Here is a 17,234-nt window from a genome sequence, read left to right as displayed (position 1 = left end):
CCTTGATCACGGGCACCACCAGGCCGTTGGGCGTGTCGGCCGCAAAACCGATGTGGTAGTACTGCTTGTAGATCAGCGCATCGCCGTCCAGCGAGCTGTTGAACTCGGGGAACTTCTTGAGCGCAGCCACGCAGGCCTTGATGCCCGACTTCTCGTTCTCTTTATTGGTAGAGACGCGGAAAGCTTCGAGGTCGGTGATGTCGGCGTCGTCGTGGTTGGTGACGGCCGGAATCATGACCGCATTGCGCAACAGGTTGGCACCGCTGATCTTCTTGATGCGGGACAGCTCCTTGCGCTCAATCGGGCCGAACTTGGCAAAGTCCACCTTGGGCCAAGGGATCAAGCCCAAGCCGGTGCCATCATTGCTGCCGGAAGCCTTGGCTTGCGCCGCAATGGCCAGCGTTTGCACTGCACCGCTCATCACGGAACGGGTGAAGCCTTGCACGTCCGCCTCGGTGATACGGCCCTTGGGACCGGAACCCTTGACTTCGTTCAAAGGCACACCCAGTTCGCGGGCGAACTTGCGCACAGAAGGCGATGCATGGGGCAAACCGAGCGTGGTGCCACCGGGCGCGTGGGCTGGCACAGCCAATGCAGCAGGCGCTGCCACGGCAGCAGCCACAGGTGCCGGAGCTGCAACGGGAGCAGCAGGTGCGGCAGCGACCGCTGCGGGGGCCGCAGCTGGCGCTGGTGCGGCACCAGCCACACCTTCCAGAATCACCACCAAGTCACCGATGTTCACGGTGTCACCCAGCTTGACCTTGATTTCCTTCACCACACCGGCGGTGCTGGAAGGAATCTCCATGGAAGCCTTGTCCGACTCCACGGTGATCAGGCTCTGCTCCACCTTCACGGTGTCGCCGACCTTGACCAGCAGTTCGATGACAGCCACGTCCTTGAAGTCGCCGATGTCAGGGACGCGCACTTCCACCGGGCCGGATACAGCAGGCGCCGCTGCCGGTGCGGGCGCCAGGGCAGGCGCAGCCACGGCGGCAGGCGGAGTGGCGGCGACGGGCGTGGCGGGTGCCATGGTCACGGCCGGCTTGCTCGTGTTGGAATTGATCGCCGGCACTTTTTCCAGCGGTTTTTTCGGCACCAGTTCCGTTGCGAGTTTTTTCTTTTGATCTTCCGGCAACTGCTGGTACTGCTCCCATTGCAACGTTTTTTGACCTGGATCAATCTTCTTCGCGCGCGCGTAGTTTTCGCGCACGAGGCGGCGTTGCTCCGGCGTCAGCTTGATCCACTCGCGCATGCGTTCGTGCACGCGGGTCTGCTCGTCCGGCGTCATGGAGGCAAAGCGGTTGGCGATATCGAGCCATTTCTGCTTGCGCAGGGGTTCGAGCTTGTTCCATTCGCCCGCCAGCGGCTGCAGGGCTGCCTGCTGCGCGCGCGACAGCTTGTTCCAGGACGGGTTGTCGCTGGCCTTGGGCGGCATGCCGCCCTTGCCCGCCGTGCGGGGCGAACCGGGCTTGGCGGCCGGGGCCGGAGCTGCCGCGGCGGCGGGCGCCGCCGTCACGGGCGGGGCGGCGGGAGCGGCATGTTCGCCCATCCAGGCGGCGCCGGCCAGGGCGCAGGCGCCCAGGCCGATGCCGGCGGCGAACCAGCCAGTGCGTTTGCTGATGCGCGCCATGCTTATTGCTCGCGTTTCGTCAGGTAGGCGTTGAAGCCATGGTCCATATAGGCTGACAGCGGCAATTCGTCCGACAGCACGGCAGCGTCGATTTCTGCCAGTTCGGCAATATGTTGTTCCTGCTCAAACTGATAGATGCCCACCATGCCGCCGACCAGCAGTACCAGCGGGATGATCACGCTCATGCGGCCCAGCCACGACAATGGCTGCGAGAAGAACTGGCTGGCGATGCCGGCGAAGACGTTTTCGCGCGCGGCCACGGCGACGGGCGCATCGGCCTTCTTGCGCGACAGGGCCAGCTTGCGTGCCGCTGCCAGGCGATCGGTGGCCGAGGCGGGCAGGTCGTCGAGTTTTTCGTTCAGTGCATGGCGCACTTTGTAAGCGAAATTGAGATCGTCGGTATTCATAATTTTATTCCCTTGGCTTTCAGCGATTCGGCGAGCGTGTGGGTAGCTCTGGAGCAATGTGTTTTCACGCTACCTTCGGAGCAACCCATCGCCTCCGCTGTTTCAGCCACATCCATGTCCTGCCAATAACGCATGAGGAAGGCTTCGCGTTGACGCGCCGGCAGTTTTTGTACCTCTTCATCAATCAAATCAAGGATTTGCGCGCGTTCGACCTGATCGGCCGAAGATTCTGCGGCGCTGCTGCCCTGTTCCGATTCATAAGTATCAAGTAATTCAAAATCTTCATGCTCGTCGCCCGCGGGTTTCATGCCGGAAAACAGGCTGACCCAGGTATTGCGGACTTTTTCACGGCGGAAATAGTCGAGTATGGTGTTCTGCAAGATGCGCTGAAACAGCATCGGCAGTTCGGCGGCCGGCTTGTCGCCGTATTTCTCGGCCAGCTTGATCATCGCATCCTGCACGATGTCGAGCGCCGATTCATCCTTGCGGACCGCGTAGGCGGCTTGCTTGAAAGCGCGCCGCTCGACATTTTCTAGAAAGTCGGATAATTCTTTGTCTGTTGCCATGCGGTATGGGGTGATCTAGCGGCTGCGGGTGCGGTGGGCGAAATGGGGCGGGTATGCTTTTTGCAACCCTGAGCATGCTAGCAAAAAATGTGCGTTTCCGCATGGTTTTTGCACCGCGTGTGAGCAAAAAGGGCTTTTGATTGACATTTTCCTTGACCATAATGGTGCGACGCGATAACGTATGGGACGCTTTGAACACCCCAAAGCCCTATGGTCAGGTCGCGACCGGCACACAACGCCATCCCGCGGCAAGACGCGCTTTCATTTGTAGGCAGTTTGTTCTAACCCGCGCCACAAGCGCGAGCGGTTCGTCCAGGCGCCACAGAAACTCCGGCCAAACGAGTTGCGTTAAGCGTTGTTTTGTAAGGTATCTATGGGTGCCCAAAGAAATGCCGTGACCGCATGAAAAGGGAAGCAGGAGCACTGTCGCGCACAGCGAACTTCGTCAGGAAAGAACATCCGATCAATCTCCAATGGACCTTGAAAGGAATGTTTCATGAATACCGAAGCTAGGGGACCTGCAACAGGTTCCGCAACAGGACCGATCACGGGCGCAGAAATTGTCGTGCGCTGTCTGGCTGAAGAGGGCGTCGAGCACGTCTTTGGATACCCGGGCGGAGCCGTACTCTACATCTACGACGCCATCTTCCAGCAAAACAAATTCCAGCATATCCTCGTACGCCACGAGCAGGCCGCGATCCACGCCGCCGATGCCTATTCGCGCAGCTCGAACAAGGTCGGCGTCGCCATCGTCACGTCCGGTCCGGGCGTCACGAATGCCGTCACGGGCCTGTCGACCGCCTACATGGACTCGATTCCCATGGTGGTGATCTCCGGCCAGGTGCCAAGCCACGCCATCGGCCAGGATGCGTTCCAGGAATGCGACACGGTCGGCATCACTCGCCCCGTCGTCAAGCACAACTTCCTCGTCAAGGACGTCAAGGACCTGGCGGCGACGATCAAGAAAGCTTTCTTCATCGCCCGCACCGGCCGTCCGGGACCCGTGCTGGTGGATATCCCCAAGGATATCAGCATGCACAAATGCCATTTCGACTATCCTAAGGAAGTCGAGATGCGTTCCTACCGTCCCGTCGACAAGGGCCACTCGGGCCAGATCCGCAAGGCCGTGCAGCTGCTGCTGCAAGCCGAACGTCCGATGATCTACACGGGCGGCGGCGTCATCCTGGCGCATGCGGCTCCCGAGCTGAACAAGCTGGTCGACCGCCTCGGTTTCCCGTGCACCAACACCTTGATGGGACTGGGCGGCTACCGCGCCTCGAGCGAGCAGTATGTCGGCATGCCCGGCATGCATGGCACCTATGAAGCGAACATGGCGATGCAGAACTGCGACGTGCTGATCGCCATCGGCGCCCGTTTCGATGACCGCGTGATCGGCAACCCGAAACATTTCGCCTCGCATCCGCGCAAGATCATCCACGTGGACATCGACCCCTCGTCGATCTCCAAGCGTGTGAAAGTCGATATTCCCATCGTCGGTAACGTCAAGGACGTGCTGATCGAGTTCCTCGCGCAGCTCGACGCGGCCGAAGCCAAGCCGAACGTCAACGCACTCTCGAACTGGTGGAAGCAGATCGCCGAATGGCGTGGCCGCGAATGCCTGAAATACCCGACGTCCGACCTCGTCATCAAGCCGCAGGCGGTGGTGGAAAAGGTATTCCAGATCACCAAGGGCGACGCCTTCATCACCTCCGACGTGGGCCAGCACCAGATGTGGGCCGCACAATATTATGGTTTCGACAAGCCGCGCCGCTGGATCAATTCCGGCGGCCTGGGCACCATGGGTGTCGGCTTGCCGTATGCCATGGGCGTGCAGATGGCCAATCCGGACGCCACCGTGGCCTGCATCACGGGCGAAGGCTCGATCCAGATGTGCATCCAGGAGCTCGCCACGTGCAAGCAGTATCACCTGACGCCGAAGATCATCATGCTCAACAACCGTTTCCTCGGCATGGTGCGCCAGTGGCAGGAGATCGATTACGGTTCGCGCTATTCCGAGTCGTACATGGATTCGCTGCCCGACTTCGAGAAGCTGGCCGAAGCGTATGGCCACGTGGGCATGAAAATTGAAAAACCGGGCGACGTCGACGGCGCCCTGAAAGAGGCGTTTGGCATGAAAGACAGGCTGGTATTCATGAACTTCATTACTGACCAGGCCGAGAACGTGTGGCCAATGGTGAAAGCCGGCAAGGGCCTGTCCGAAATGATGCTCGGCTCGGAGGACCTGTAATCATGCGCCATATTATTTCTGTCTTGCTGGAAAACGAAGCGGGCGCCCTGTCGCGCGTGGTGGGCCTGTTCTCGGCACGCGGCTACAACATCGAAACACTGACCGTGGCGCCGACGGAAGACTCGACCCTGTCGCGCATGACCATCGTCACCAGCGGCTCGGACGACATCATCGAGCAGATCACCAAGCACCTCAACCGTCTGATTGAAGTGGTGAAGGTGGTGGACCTGACCGAAGGCCAGCATATCGAACGCGAGTTGATGCTGATCAAGGTCCGTGCCGTGGGCAAGGAGCGCGAGGAAATGAAGCGCACCGCCGACATCTTCCGTGGCCGCATCATCGATGTCACCGAAAAGACGTACACGATCGAGCTGACCGGCAACAAGGTCAAGCTGGACGCGTTCATCGATTCGATCGACCGCGCCGCCATCCTGGAAACCGTCCGTACGGGCGGTTCCGGCATCGGCCGCGGCGAACGCATCCTCAAAGTATAAAAATATAAGCAGCTCTACGCGGCCCTGGCGCCGCATTTAAAACAACAACGCATCATCAAATTATAGGAAATACCATGAAAGTTTTTTACGACAAAGACGCTGACCTCTCCTTGATCAAAGGCAAAAACGTGGCCATCATCGGCTACGGCTCGCAAGGCCACGCGCACGCGCAAAACCTGAACGATTCGGGCGTCAACGTCACCGTCGGCCTGCGCAAGGGCGGCGCTTCGTGGACCAAGGTCGAGCAAGCGGGCCTGAAAGTGGCGGAAGTGAACGATGCCGTGAAAGCGGCCGACGTCATCATGATCCTGTTGCCAGATGAAAACATCGCCCAGGTCTACAACGAAAACATCGCCCCGTTCGCCAAGCAGGGCGCCGTGCTGGCCTTCGCCCACGGCTTCAACGTGCATTATGGCCAAGTCGTGCCACGCGCCGACCTGGACGTGATCATGGTTGCGCCGAAAGCCCCGGGCCACACCGTGCGCGCCACCTACACCCAGGGCGGCGGCGTGCCCCACCTGATCGCCGTGTACCAGGACAAGTCGGGCATCGCCCGCGATATCGCCCTGTCGTACGCCTCGGCCAACGGCGGCGGCCGTGCCGGCATCATCGAAACGAACTTCCGCGAAGAAACCGAAACGGACTTGTTCGGCGAACAGGCCGTGCTGTGCGGCGGCGCCGTGGAACTGATCAAGGCCGGCTTCGAAACCCTGACGGAAGCGGGCTACGCGCCGGAAATGGCCTACTTCGAGTGCTTGCACGAACTGAAGCTGATCGTCGACCTGATCTATGAAGGCGGCATCGCCAACATGAACTACTCGATCTCGAACAACGCCGAATACGGCGAATACGTGACCGGTCCGAAAGTCGTCACCTCGGCCACCAAGGATGCGATGCGTCAATGCCTGAAAGACATCCAGACGGGCGAATACGCGAAGAGCTTCATCCTGGAAAACAAGGCAGGCGCACCGACCCTGATCTCGCGCCGCCGCCTGACGGCCGAGCACCAGATCGAAGAAGTGGGCGCGAAACTGCGCGCCATGATGCCTTGGATCGCCAAGAACAAGATGGTCGACCAGTCGAAGAACTAAAAATCTGCGGCGCGGCGCGATTTGCGGCCTGCGATGCCTGCTGTACCAAAGTACAGCAGCGCTTCCTGGTCACAAGGCGTCGCCGCTCGTTACGATTTTTATGTGGCAGCTTTGCCTGCCCATCATATGCAAGCCAGGTTTCCATAACGGAACCTGGCTTTTTTGTTGCAGGCGGCCGCTTCCGGCGTGCCGCGCATTGATATATATTGGATTTTTATCAATGCTGCGCGATAGCACCGCGTGGCGGTGTTACCCTGATGACTGCCGGTTTCGGCACCATCTTGATCAGGAGGCGCACGTGTACACGATAGCCCTGGCTTCGCTCCCGGCTCGTCTGCTGGGCCTGTTTCTGAGCACCGTACTGACCTTGTTTTCCTTTGGCAATGCGCAGGCGGGCGTGCCCGCCTATCCCAAGACCTTCAAGACCATGGACATCGCCACCGCCGACGGCGTGATCCACGTGCGCGTGGGTGGTTCCGGCCCGGCCGTGCTGTTGCTGCACGGTTTTGGCGATACGGGCGACATGTGGGCGCCGCTGGCGGCGGCACTGGCCGGCGAGCACACGGTAGTGGTGCCCGACTTGCGCGGCATGGGCCTGTCCTCGCGTCCTGCCGGCGGCTACGACAAGCGCACGCAGGCGGCCGACATGCGTGCCGTGCTCGACAAGCTGGGCATCGACCGTGCCGACGTGGTGGGGCACGATATCGGCACCATGGTGGCGTACGCGTATGCGGCCCGCTATCCGGACAAGACGGAACGGCTGGTGGTCATGGATGCGCCCTTGCCCGGCATTCCGCCGTGGGAACAGATCGTGCGCAGTCCGCAGCTATGGCATTTCTCGTTTGGCGGCCCCGATGCCGAGCGCCTGGTGACAGGGCGCGAACGCATCTACCTGGACCGCTTCTGGAATGAATTCGCCGGCACGCCGGCCAGAATCGACGAGGAAACGCGGCGCCATTACGCCAGCCTGTATGCGCGCAAGGGCGCCATGCATGCGGCCTTCGCGCAATTTCTGGCGATACCGCAAGATGCCGACGACAATCTGCGCTCGATGGCGAGCAAGCTGACCATGCCCGTGCTGGCGATCGGCGGCGCCAAGTCCTTCGGCGCCAACGAGGCGGTGGTCATGCGCAATGCCGCCAGCAACGTGACGGAGCTGGTCATCCCCGATGCGGGACACTGGCTGATGGAAGAGCAGCCGGCGGCAACGGTCAACGCCGTCCAGGCCTTCCTGCGGCGCGGCAAATAGGGCGCGGCCGCGGCGGTACCGGAAACCAGGTTTCGCACGCAAACCTGGTTTTTTCTTGCCCGCACGCTTTTCGTCCGCCTCCTATATAATCCCGCCCTTCCTTTGCAGTTTCACATGGACTGCATCTGTTTCGGTATCTGCCGACCGCAACGCGCATCACCGCTTTCGTAGCACGCCAGGCGCTGTTTTTTACTGAGCCGCCTGCGCCACCAGAAGGACTCCTATGACTGACCGTTTTACCGCCACAGTGCCGCCATCGGCCGCTGTTGCAGCGCCCATTCCTCAACGCCTTCCCGTCCTGGCCTTGCTGGCCCTGGCCATGACGAGTTTTATCGCCATCCTGACGGAAACCTTGCCGGCCGGCCTGCTGCCGCAGATCGCCCAGGGCCTGGGCATTTCCGAAGTCATGACGGGCCAGCTCGTGACCGTCTACGCCATCGGTTCCATCCTGACGGCCATTCCCCTCACGGCGCTGACGAGCGGCTGGCGCCGGCGCAACGTGCTGCTGCTGGCCATCGGCGGCTTCCTGGTGTTCAATACGGTGACGGCCCTGTCGCCGCATTACCTCCTTACCCTCGTTTCCCGTTTCCTGGCCGGCATGGCCGCCGGGCTGGCCTGGGGGCTGATGGCCGGCTATGCGCGCCGCATGGTGTCCGTGGAACAGCAGGGCAGGGCGATGGCCATTGCCATGATCGGCACGCCGCTGGCCCTGTCGCTGGGCGTGCCCCTGGGTACCCTGATGGGTGGCGTGCTGGGCTGGCGCAGCATCTTCGGCATCATGTCGGGACTGGCCGTGGTGCTGATCGCCTGGGTATTGCTGGCCGTGCCCGACTATCCGGGGCAAAAGAATGGCGAGCGCCTTTCCATCCGGCAAGTGTTCATGACGCCGGGCGTGCGGCCCATCCTGGCCGTCATCGTGGCGTGGATGCTGGCGCATAACATTTTATATACCTATATCGCGCCTTTCCTGGCCCCGTCCGGCCTGCGTCCGCGCGTCGACCTCGTGCTGCTCGTGTATGGCGTCGGATCGCTGGCCGGCATCTGGCTGGTCAGCCAGCTGATCGACCGCTGGCTGCGTACCCTGGTGCTGGGCTGCATCGCCGCGTTTGCCCTCGTGGTGGTGGCGCTGGGGCTGGCCATGGAGTCGCCGGCCGTCATCTATGCCAGCATGGCCATCTGGGGCATCACCTTTGGCGGCGCGGGCACCCTGCTGCAGACGGCGTCGGCGGACGCGGCCGGCGACGGCATGGACGTGGCGCAGGCCATGGTGGCGACCATCTGGAACGTGGCCATCGCGGGCGGCGGCCTGGCGGGCGGCATGCTGCTCGATGGCTATGGCGCAGCGTCCTTTCCGTGGGCCATGCTGGCCCTGCTGCTGGTGGCGCTGGCCATCGCCTGGCGCGCACGCCGCTACAGTTTCAAGCCGGGCCGCCGCAGCGGCGGCGTGGTCGCGGGACATTGATATCAATGTTATATAAAATAACGTTGTTATTAAAATGTGAGCAGATGTGACTGGCTGGCGCATTTTGTGACGATTTGTTAATTTGCGCCACGGGAATTTGTGAGGCGTTAGAATCTACACAGTTTGACAAGTTTCTCAAGCGAACGAGGCGGCGCATGCCGCCCCCTTCCTTGCTGTCAGCCATATTAACCACCTAGGAGTACCCCCATGACCGTGATGAAATCCGTCCTTGTTGCCGCCGCAGCCACCGTTGCCCTGAGCGCTCAAGCCCAAACCTTGCCGACCACCGGCACCCTGGTGGTCGTTCCCGCGTTTGGCGAAGTCAAGCATGTCAATGACCAGGTCGTCGCCACCCTGGCCGTCGAAGAACAGGACAAGGACAAGGCTGCCGCCGCGTCGAGAGTCAACCAGAAGATGAACAAGGGCATCGCCATCGTCAAGCAGGCAGACCCGAATGCCGCACTGAAATCGTATGGCTACTACACCTATCCCGTGTACCCGGAAGAGCGTCCGCTGCCGGCCGGCGCCGTGGCCAAGCCCCGCCTGCCGACGGCCTGGCGCGTGGGCCAGTACCTGGAAGTGACGACGGCCAACCTGACGGCCTTGCCGAAAACCGTGTCCGCTGCGCAAGGCGTGCTGACCCTGAACGGCTTGAACTTCGGCCTGAAGCCGGAAACCATCCGCAAGCTCGACGATGAGCGCATCGCCGCCACGTATAAAAACCTCAATGAACGCGTGGCCGCCATCGCCAAGGCCATGGGCCGCAACGTGTCGGAGGCCGTGCTCGATACGGTGGACTTCGAAGGTTCGGGCAACTATGCCAACGAAAGCCGTCCTGCCGCCGCCCCCATGATGATGCGCAGCGCCAAGATGTCGGACGACAGCGCCGTCGCCGAACCGAGCTTCGAACCGGGCGAAACGACGCTCGACATGCGTGTCGTCGGCAAGGTGAAATTCAAGTAATGCCCGTGTGACCTTTCCCGCGCGCCGCTCCATGCGGCCGCGGCGGCGCGGTGCCGTGATCCTTGCGACATAGCAAACTTCCCCGCGCTAGAATACCCAGCTAAAAAGCCATGCCGCTGCCGCTTGTACCGGGCGCGGCATGCGTTTCGTAAAAATTCCCTAGGAGAAATAAATGACCGTCATGAAATCGATGCTGGCTGCGGCCGTCGCGACCCTTGCCCTGAGCGCCCAGGCCCAAGCCTTGCCCACGTCCGGCACCCTCGTGGTGGTGCCGGCGAACGGCGAAGTGGTGCATGCGAACGACCAGGTGACCGTCACCCTGGCCATCGAAGAGCAGGACAAGGACAAGGCCGCCGCCGCCTCGCGCGTGAACCAGAAGATGAACCAGGGCGTGGCCATCGTCAAGAAGGCCGACCCGCAAGCCGTGCTCAAGACCCAGGGCTACTACACGTATGCCGTCTACCCGGAAACGGCACCCTTGCCGCCAGGCAGCGTCGCCAAGCCGCGCGTGCCGACGGGCTGGCGCGTAGGCCAGTACCTGCAGGTAACGACGACCAATCTGGCCGCCTTGCCGAAAACGGTATCGGCCGCGCAAGGCGTGCTGACCCTGAACCGCCTCAATTTCGGCCTGGCGCCCGCCACCATCCGCAAGCTCGACGATGAACGCATCGCTGCCGCCTACCGGAACCTGAACGAGCGCGTGGCGGCCATCGCCGGCGCCATGGGCCGAAGCGTCAATGACGCCGTCATCGATACCATCGATTTCGAAGGGTCGGGCAACTATGCACAGCGCGTCAACGTGACCGGCGCGCGCGCCATGAGCGCCGATACGATGGCGTATGGCGGCAGCCAGGTGGCCGAACCGAGCTTCGAGCCGGGCGAAACCACCTTGAACATGGGGCTGGTGGCAAAAATCAAGTTCAAGTGATCCTGTGAATGGCCTCAACGTTGCCAAGCTTGCTCCATCGCACTTTTCTTTGGCGGTGGCTCCTCTATAATGGCAACAGCGGCGGGCGCATGACGTAGTCGCCATGCGCCCGCCATCTGGCACCGATACCCCGCAGTACACAAGATATGGAACAACATGGCAAACTTCCCCCGTCGTAGAGGCAAGAACGGCACCCCCGCAGCATCCAAAGCTTCCCGCTTCAGCAAATTCGTGCGCCAGCCGGTGGCCGATGGCGCGGGCAAGAAAACCTTGCGCCGCCGCGGCATCTATCTGTTGCCGAATGCCTTCACGACGGCAGCCCTGTTCTGCGGCTTCTACGCCATCGTCATGGCCATGAACCAGAAATTCGAACACGCGGCCTGGGCCATCTTCATCGCCATGATCCTCGACGGCCTCGACGGCCGCATCGCGCGCCTGACGAATACGCAGAGCGAATTCGGCGCCCAGTACGACAGCCTGTCCGACATGGTGTCCTTTGGCGCCGCGCCGGCGCTGGTGATCTATGAATGGTCGCTGCGCGGCATGGGCAAGCTGGGCTGGCTGGCCGCCTTCGTCTACTGCGCCGGCGCCGCCCTGCGCCTGGCCCGCTTCAACACGAACATCGCCGTCGTCGACAAGCGCTTCTTCCAGGGCTTGCCCAGCCCGGCGGCGGCGGCCATGGTGGCCGGCTTCATCCTGCTGATGAACGACCTCGAATTCGCCGGCAACCAGCTGGCCTGGGTATCGTGGACGATCGCCCTGTTCGCGGGCCTGACCATGGTCACCAACGTGCCGTTCTACAGCTTCAAGGATGTCAATTTCCGCAAGTCCGTGCCCTTCATCGTCGTATTCCTGCTGGCACTGTTCTTTGCGCTCATTTCCATCGACCCGCCGAAAGTGCTGTTCCCCATCTTTGTGACCTATGGCCTGTCCGGCTATGCCGTGTTCTTCTGGCGCATGGCGAAGGGCAAGCCCGTCAGCATCATCCAGACGGACCCGGAGCACTGACAACCCCCGGGCCGGTAGCCACTTCTTTCCACCAGCGAGGAGCAGCCATGACAAACAGCAACCGGCTCATCATTTTTGACACCACCCTGCGCGACGGCGAGCAATCGCCGGGCGCTTCCATGACGCGCGAGGAAAAGCTGCGCATCGCCCGGCAGCTCGAGCGCATGAAGGTCGACGTGATCGAGGCGGGCTTCGCCGCCGCCTCGCAGGGCGACTTCGAGTCGATCCGGGCGATCGCCGGCGCCGTGCGCGAATCGACCATCTGCTCGCTGTCGCGCGCCAACGACCGCGACATCGCCCGCGCCGCCGAAGCCCTGCAGCCGGCCGAACGCAAGCGCATCCACACTTTCATCGCCACCTCGCCCCTGCACATGCAGATGAAGCTGCGCATGACGCCCGAGCAAGTTCTATTGCAGGCGCAGAACGCCGTGCGCTACGCGCGCCAGTTCACGGACGATATCGAATTCAGCCCCGAAGACGGCAGCCGCTCCGACGAGGATTTCCTGTGCCGCGTGCTCGAAGCCGTCATCGCCGAGGGCGCCACCACCATCAACTTCCCCGACACGGTGGGCTACGCCGTGCCCGAGATCTTCGGCAATACCATCAAGCGCTTGCGCGAACGCATCCCGAATGCGGATAAAGCCATCTGGTCTGTCCATTGTCATAACGACCTGGGCCTGGCCGTGGCCAATTCCCTGGCCGGCGCCATGATCGGCGGCGCGCGGCAGATCGAGTGCACCATCAATGGCCTGGGCGAGCGGGCCGGCAACACGGCGCTGGAAGAAGTGGTGATGGCCCTGCGCACGCGCGCCGCCTATTACAACCTGACGGTGGGCATCGATACGACGCAAATCGTGGCGGCATCCAAGATGGTGTCGCAGATCACGGGCTTTGCCGTGCAGCCGAACAAGGCCGTCGTCGGGGCGAATGCCTTCGCGCACGCGTCCGGCATCCACCAGGACGGCATATTAAAGGCGCGGGAAACGTATGAAATCATGCGCGCCGAGGACGTGGGCTGGACGGCGAACAAGATCGTGCTGGGAAAACTCTCGGGCCGCAACGCCTTCAAGCAGCGCCTGCACGAGCTGGGCATCGCCCTGGAATCGGAGGCGGAAGTGAACGCCGCCTTCATCCGCTTCAAGGAGCTGGCCGACCGCAAATCCGAGATTTTCGACGAGGACATCATGGCCCTCGTCAGCGAGGAACAGCAGGCGCAGGAGAGTGAGCACTACCGTTTTATTTCACTGACGCAGCAGTCGACGACGGGCGCCGTGCCGCGCGCCCGCGTGGAGTTTCTCGTCGGCGGCGCGCAGCGCAGCTGCGAAGGGGAGGGCGACGGCCCCGTCGATGCCACCGTCAATGCCATCGAAAGCGCGGCCGCCAGCGGTGCGGAACTGGTCTTGTTCTCCGTCAATGCCATCAGCACGGGCACGCAGTCGCAGGGCGAAGTGACGATGCGCCTGTCGCGCGACGGACGCATCGTCAACGGCGTGGGCGCCGACCCGGACATCATCGTCGCCTCGGCCAAGGCGTATCTGTCGGCGCTCAACAAGCTGCACGCGAAGGATGAGCGCATCGACCCGCAGCCGTAGACGCGCCGCCGGATTCAAGCCAGGTGCTCCTCGGCCGCAAATCGCTGCCGCCCGCTACGGTGTCGTCATGCGCCGCTGCGCCGGTCATATGTCAGCGGAAGAAGCGCCGCTCCTCCTTGTCCGGGTCGGGCCCGTTGAGCATCATGCGCACGATGCCGTCCTGGTCGAAATGCACGTGCATCATGGAATTCCAGACGCCCGATTCCTTGTAGCGGTAGGACCAGACCTGCAGTTTCGGGATGGCCAGGTAGGACTTTTCCGCCGGGCGGCCCAGGAGGTGCAGCACGTCCTGCTGCGTCGAGACGCCCACCTTGATGCGTGCAAAGCCCGGCGCGTCGAGCACTTGCTCGTAAGAAATTAACTTCTCGTCGGGGCCGAAGCGGGCCATGTAGGTGGCCTGGCCATACGGCCCCGTGGCGTATTCCAGTTCCGTTCCCGTGGGTAGCTGGTAGACATTCGTCGGGCGGCCCAGGCGCGCCTCCACGGCGGCGCGCGATTCGCCCGGCAGCGGCGGCGGGACGTTCCAGCTGGCGCAGCCGGCCAGCAAGGTCAGCAGCAGTGGTGTTGCTAATTTGAGCATGTTTTTCATGTTTATCCTCCTGAAATGCAGGAAAATCCTATCATGCGCCGAGAAAAGCCCGCACGGCAGGATACAGGCGGGCTTTTTTCCGATATACTTGCGCGTCTGGTTGGAAGCACGGCCAGTATTTTAATAATCGTAGTTCACGGTGGATAGGGTTCAGACTCTGTGCACCGCATGTGAAAGGTTTATCATGACAGTAGAAAACATCAACAAAGCCGCTATCATCGCGGACAACGCACGTGGTCAAAACGACACCGGCTCCCCTGAAGTGCAAGTTGCACTGCTGACGGCTCGCATCAACGAACTGAACGGCCACTTCAAAGCCCACTCGAAAGACCACCACTCCCGCCGCGGCCTGATCATGATGGTCAACCGTCGTAAGAGCCTGTTGTCCTACCTGAAGGCTAAAGACGCTACCCGTTATCGCGACCTGATCGCTAAACTTGGTCTGCGCAAGTAATTTTTGCCGTACAAGGTTTATACAGAAATGCCTGCGCCAGTTCGCTGACGCGGGCATTTTGTCATTTGAATTCCGGATTTATGTCGGCAAGTGACGTATTCTCTTGCTGATTTCATGTTTTAGAAGCAATGTAGCAAAGGTGGTAACAAGTAAAGGCAGCATTTTTACGCCGCCTGTGGTGAGGTGAACGACAGCCCCTGAAAATCTGTCGGCAATTAGAAAAGGGATACCCCATGTTTAACAAAGTTACGAAAACCTTCCAGTACGGTCAACATCAAGTGACCCTGGAAACCGGCGAAATCGCACGTCAGGCATCCGGCGCAGTGCTGGTGTCGATCGAAGATACCGTCGTTCTGGCAACGGTGGTGGCACGCAAAGATGCCAAGCCAGGCCAGGATTTCTTCCCTTTGACGGTTGATTATGTCGAAAAAACCTATGCTGCCGGTAAAATCCCGGGCGGTTTTTTCAAGCGCGAAGGCCGTCCTTCCGAAAAAGAAACACTGACATCCCGTCTGATCGACCGTCCTATCCGTCCGCTGTTCCCGGAAGGCTACCTGAATGAAGTGCAAGTCATCATTCACGTGCTGTCGGTCAACCCGGAAATCGATCCGGACATCGCCGCCATGATCGGCGCATCGGCCGCCCTGTGCGTGTCGGGCGTGCCTTTCAACGGCCCGATCGGCGCCGCGCGCGTCGGTTACGCCAACGGCCAGTACATCCTGAACCCGACCGTCCAGCAACTGAAAACGTCGCAAATGGACCTGGTGGTCGCCGGTACCGAAACGGCCGTGCTGATGGTCGAATCGGAAGCGCAGCAGCTGTCCGAAGAAATCATGCTGGGCGCCGTGGTGTTTGGCCACGACCAAATGAAAGTCGTCATCGACGCGATTCACGACCTGGTGCGTGACGGCGGCAAGCCGGAAGTGGAATGGGCGCCTGCGCCGAAAAACGAAGTACTGATCGCCCGCGTCGCGCATTTCGCCAACGCCAAGATCAATGACGCGTATCAAACCAAGGACAAGCAGGAACGCACGGCCAAGCTGAAAGCGGCGACGTCGGAAGTGATCGCCGACCTGACGGCCGAAGCGGCTGCCAACGGCGGCGCGTCGATCGACAGCGCGGAAGTGAACAACATCCTGTTCGACATCGAAGCGAAGATCGTGCGTACGCAGATCCTGGACGGCGAGCCACGCATCGACGGCCGCGACACGCGCACCGTGCGTCCGATCTCGATCCGCACCAGCGTGCTGCCACGCACCCACGGTTCGGCCCTGTTCACGCGCGGCGAAACGCAGGCGCTGGTCGTCGCAACCCTGGGCACCGCCCGCGACAGCCAGAAGATCGATGCACTGATGGGCGAATTCACCGATTCGTTCATGCTGCATTACAACATGCCTCCGTTCGCCACCGGCGAAACGGGCCGCGTCGGTACGCCGAAGCGCCGCGAAATCGGCCACGGCCGCCTGGCAAAGCGCGCGCTGATCGCCGCCCTGCCAGCCGCTGAAGAGTTCAGCTACTCGGTGCGCCTGGTATCGGAAATCACGGAATCGAACGGTTCCTCGTCGATGGCTTCCGTGTGCGGCGGCTGCCTGGCACTGATGGACGCCGGCGTGCCGATGAAAGAACACGTGGCCGGTATCGCCATGGGCCTGATCAAGGAAGGCGGCAAGTTCGCCGTGCTGTCCGACATCCTGGGCGACGAAGATCACCTGGGCGACATGGACTTCAAGGTAGCCGGTACCCGCAACGGTATCACGGCGCTGCAGATGGACATCAAGATCATGGGCATCACCAAGGAAATCATGCAAGTGGCACTGGCGCAAGCCAAGGAAGGCCGCGAGCACATCCTGGGCGAAATGCAAAAAGCCATGCCGCACGTCAAAACCGAACTGTCCGATTTCGCACCGCGTCTGATCACCATCAAGATCAACCCGGAAAAAATCCGTGACGTGATCGGCAAGGGCGGCGCCGTGATCCGCGCGCTGACCGAAGAGACGGGCACCCAGATCGACATCAGCGACGAAGGCGTGGTCACCATCGCTTCCGTCGACGCTGCTGCCGGCCAGGAAGCCAAGCGCCGCATCGAAGAACTGACGGCATCCGTCGAAGTGGGCAAGACCTACGAAGGCACCGTGCTGAAATTGCTGGACTTCGGCGCCATCGTGCAAGTCATGCCAGGCAAGGACGGCTTGCTGCACATCTCGCAGATCGCCAACGAGCGCGTCAACGCCGTGGCGGACTACCTGAAAGAAGGCCAGCTGGTGCGCGTCAAAGTGCTGGAAACGGATGACCGCGGCCGCCTGAAACTGTCGATGAAGGCTGCCGAAGGCAACGAAGCGCCAGCCGCTTAAGTCAGCTTGAATGCGGCGTTCGCCGCATGCTCAAAAACCGCCAGCGCGCAAGCCCTGGCGGTTTTTTTATGCGCTGCGTTTGCGCTGCATCGAAGCGCGGCCAGGCCGGTGCACCGGCCTTGATGCAGCTCGCATCGGCCGCTGCCGCGCTCTGTAGATTCGGAAGGGGATCTTCCCCCGACGAGTCTTTCAAGGAGATGCA

Annotated in this window: 15 protein-coding genes; 11 read left to right on the top strand and 4 right to left on the bottom strand. The window is 61.6% G+C overall.

The features are described from left to right. The 3 genes from EBS11_RS19715 to EBS11_RS19705 form a co-directional block, all read right to left on the bottom strand. A partial coding sequence (locus tag EBS11_RS19715; protein WP_290605564.1) for a DUF3106 domain-containing protein occupies positions 1-1,630 on the bottom strand: 1,630 nt, incomplete at its 3' end. 2 nt (positions 1,631-1,632) lie between these two features. Next, the gene (locus tag EBS11_RS19710; protein ID WP_290605563.1) at positions 1,633-2,037 is read right to left on the bottom strand and encodes a DUF3619 family protein; all 405 of its coding nucleotides are present in this window, start codon (positions 2,035-2,037) and stop codon (positions 1,633-1,635) included. After that, positions 2,034-2,603 (bottom strand): RNA polymerase sigma factor, encoded by a 570-nt coding sequence (locus tag EBS11_RS19705; protein WP_290605561.1) that lies wholly within the window; start codon positions 2,601-2,603, stop codon positions 2,034-2,036. The genes EBS11_RS19710 and EBS11_RS19705 overlap by 4 nt, the downstream gene beginning before the upstream one ends. Before the next feature lie 496 nt (positions 2,604-3,099). Here EBS11_RS19705 and EBS11_RS19700 point away from each other — a divergent pair, with 496 nt between their 5' ends. The 9 genes from EBS11_RS19700 (at position 3,100) to EBS11_RS19660 (ending at position 13,638) form a co-directional block, all read left to right on the top strand. Next, positions 3,100-4,851 (top strand): acetolactate synthase 3 catalytic subunit, encoded by a 1,752-nt coding sequence (locus EBS11_RS19700; RefSeq protein WP_290605559.1) that lies wholly within the window; start codon positions 3,100-3,102, stop codon positions 4,849-4,851. Positions 4,852-4,853: 2 nt separating this feature from the next. Beyond that, a complete protein-coding gene (ilvN, locus tag EBS11_RS19695) occupies positions 4,854-5,345 on the top strand; it encodes an acetolactate synthase small subunit (RefSeq protein WP_010399754.1) in 492 nt (163 codons plus the stop codon). A 74-nt stretch (positions 5,346-5,419) separates the two neighbouring features. After that, positions 5,420-6,436, top strand: a complete 1,017-nt coding sequence (ilvC, locus tag EBS11_RS19690) for a ketol-acid reductoisomerase (protein WP_086136408.1) — start codon at positions 5,420-5,422, stop codon at positions 6,434-6,436. A 427-nt stretch (positions 6,437-6,863) separates the two neighbouring features. Beyond that, on the top strand, positions 6,864-7,685 hold the full coding sequence (locus EBS11_RS19685; RefSeq protein WP_290605571.1) for an alpha/beta hydrolase: 822 nt from the start codon (positions 6,864-6,866) through the stop codon (positions 7,683-7,685). A gap of 223 nt (positions 7,686-7,908) precedes the next feature. After that, a complete protein-coding gene (locus tag EBS11_RS19680) occupies positions 7,909-9,147 on the top strand; it encodes an MFS transporter (RefSeq protein WP_290605556.1) in 1,239 nt (412 codons plus the stop codon). 207 nt (positions 9,148-9,354) lie between these two features. Then, positions 9,355-10,110 (top strand): SIMPL domain-containing protein, encoded by a 756-nt coding sequence (locus tag EBS11_RS19675; RefSeq protein WP_290605555.1) that lies wholly within the window; start codon positions 9,355-9,357, stop codon positions 10,108-10,110. 172 nt (positions 10,111-10,282) lie between these two features. Further along, positions 10,283-11,038 (top strand): SIMPL domain-containing protein, encoded by a 756-nt coding sequence (locus tag EBS11_RS19670; RefSeq protein ID WP_290605553.1) that lies wholly within the window; start codon positions 10,283-10,285, stop codon positions 11,036-11,038. Between the two features lie 156 nt (positions 11,039-11,194). Next, a complete protein-coding gene (gene pssA, locus EBS11_RS19665; protein WP_290605551.1) occupies positions 11,195-12,046 on the top strand; it encodes a CDP-diacylglycerol--serine O-phosphatidyltransferase in 852 nt (283 codons plus the stop codon). A 47-nt stretch (positions 12,047-12,093) separates the two neighbouring features. Further along, positions 12,094-13,638, top strand: a complete 1,545-nt coding sequence (locus EBS11_RS19660) for a 2-isopropylmalate synthase (protein ID WP_290605549.1) — start codon at positions 12,094-12,096, stop codon at positions 13,636-13,638. A 91-nt stretch (positions 13,639-13,729) separates the two neighbouring features. On the opposite strand, the gene bamE is transcribed toward EBS11_RS19660, so the two are convergent. Continuing rightward, the gene (bamE, locus tag EBS11_RS19655) at positions 13,730-14,227 is read right to left on the bottom strand and encodes an outer membrane protein assembly factor BamE (protein ID WP_290605547.1); all 498 of its coding nucleotides are present in this window, start codon (positions 14,225-14,227) and stop codon (positions 13,730-13,732) included. 184 nt (positions 14,228-14,411) lie between these two features. Here bamE and rpsO point away from each other — a divergent pair, with 184 nt between their 5' ends. Together rpsO and pnp are read left to right on the top strand one after the other, a co-directional pair. Then, the gene (rpsO, locus tag EBS11_RS19650) at positions 14,412-14,681 is read left to right on the top strand and encodes a 30S ribosomal protein S15 (protein ID WP_010399743.1); all 270 of its coding nucleotides are present in this window, start codon (positions 14,412-14,414) and stop codon (positions 14,679-14,681) included. 233 nt (positions 14,682-14,914) lie between these two features. Further along, a complete protein-coding gene (gene pnp, locus EBS11_RS19645) occupies positions 14,915-17,032 on the top strand; it encodes a polyribonucleotide nucleotidyltransferase (RefSeq protein WP_290605544.1) in 2,118 nt (705 codons plus the stop codon). The last annotated feature ends 202 nt before the right edge of the window (positions 17,033-17,234 follow it).

This window comes from Janthinobacterium sp., from assembly GCF_009923995.1.
Taxonomy (GTDB): domain Bacteria; phylum Pseudomonadota; class Gammaproteobacteria; order Burkholderiales; family Burkholderiaceae_D; genus Janthinobacterium.
Note: the sequence above shows the minus strand (reverse complement) of the source record. Positions and strands in the feature narration are given on the sequence as shown.

Excerpts from the sequence above, each read along its gene's own strand:
- pnp (WP_290605544.1), top strand. The coding sequence starts at position 14,915 with ATGTTTAACAAAGTTACGAAAACCTTCCAGTACGGTCAACATCAAGTG.
- EBS11_RS19710 (WP_290605563.1), bottom strand. The coding sequence starts at position 2,037 with ATGAATACCGACGATCTCAATTTCGCTTACAAAGTGCGCCATGCACTG.
- bamE (WP_290605547.1), bottom strand. The coding sequence starts at position 14,227 with ATGAAAAACATGCTCAAATTAGCAACACCACTGCTGCTGACCTTGCTG.
- EBS11_RS19675 (WP_290605555.1), top strand. The coding sequence starts at position 9,355 with ATGACCGTGATGAAATCCGTCCTTGTTGCCGCCGCAGCCACCGTTGCC.
- pssA (WP_290605551.1), top strand. The coding sequence starts at position 11,195 with ATGGCAAACTTCCCCCGTCGTAGAGGCAAGAACGGCACCCCCGCAGCA.
- EBS11_RS19670 (WP_290605553.1), top strand. The coding sequence starts at position 10,283 with ATGACCGTCATGAAATCGATGCTGGCTGCGGCCGTCGCGACCCTTGCC.
- ilvN (WP_010399754.1), top strand. The coding sequence starts at position 4,854 with ATGCGCCATATTATTTCTGTCTTGCTGGAAAACGAAGCGGGCGCCCTG.
- ilvC (WP_086136408.1), top strand. The coding sequence starts at position 5,420 with ATGAAAGTTTTTTACGACAAAGACGCTGACCTCTCCTTGATCAAAGGC.
- EBS11_RS19680 (WP_290605556.1), top strand. The coding sequence starts at position 7,909 with ATGACTGACCGTTTTACCGCCACAGTGCCGCCATCGGCCGCTGTTGCA.
- EBS11_RS19660 (WP_290605549.1), top strand. The coding sequence starts at position 12,094 with ATGACAAACAGCAACCGGCTCATCATTTTTGACACCACCCTGCGCGAC.
- EBS11_RS19700 (WP_290605559.1), top strand. The coding sequence starts at position 3,100 with ATGAATACCGAAGCTAGGGGACCTGCAACAGGTTCCGCAACAGGACCG.
- EBS11_RS19685 (WP_290605571.1), top strand. The coding sequence starts at position 6,864 with ATGGACATCGCCACCGCCGACGGCGTGATCCACGTGCGCGTGGGTGGT.
- EBS11_RS19705 (WP_290605561.1), bottom strand. The coding sequence starts at position 2,603 with ATGGCAACAGACAAAGAATTATCCGACTTTCTAGAAAATGTCGAGCGG.
- rpsO (WP_010399743.1), top strand. The coding sequence starts at position 14,412 with ATGACAGTAGAAAACATCAACAAAGCCGCTATCATCGCGGACAACGCA.